This window comes from Streptomyces bugieae (genome assembly GCF_036352915.1).
Taxonomy (GTDB): Bacteria; Actinomycetota; Actinomycetes; order Streptomycetales; family Streptomycetaceae; genus Streptomyces; species Streptomyces endophytica.
In genome coordinates, this window is sequence record NZ_JAZBJP010000142.1 from 1 (window position 1) to 463 (window position 463).

Genomic DNA, 463 nt, shown 5'->3' on the forward strand with positions numbered 1-463 from the left:
TCCGACGTCCGGCGCTGGCACAGCCTGGCACATGTGTGCGAGTCCTGTGACGTGGGGAGGGGCGAAGCCCGGCCCCGGGCGGAGGGCCGGGCTCCGGAAAACCGGTGCGGGCCTGGGAGTTCGGGTTTCCGGACCCGATCAGGTCACGACTTGGGCGTGGCCTCGGAGCCGGACTTCTCCGCGTCCTTGTCCGCGCCCTCGTCGGCCTTGTCGCCCTTCTTGGCGTCCCCGGCCGACGGGGTGGCCTCCGCGGCGGCGGAAGCGGCGGTGGCGTCGACCTCGCCGACCGCCTCCTTCGCCGCCTTCTGGGCGCCCTTGAGGATGTCCGCGGCGGAGGGGGCCTTCGCTCCCGCGTAACCGGTGCCGTTGTACGTCAGGGAGACGACGACATTGCCCGTACGGGCCACGACCGTGGCGTACGCGAAGTCCTCGCCGGTCTGGTTGAGGTTGTACGTGATCACGG

At 71.5% G+C, this 463-nt stretch carries 1 pseudogene; it reads right to left on the reverse strand.

Going from position 1 to position 463, the window contains the following annotated elements:
• Window positions 1-143: 143 nt before the first annotated feature.
• Window positions 144-463, reverse strand: a pseudogene (locus V2J85_RS40585) (DUF3558 domain-containing protein); the annotation flags it as partial.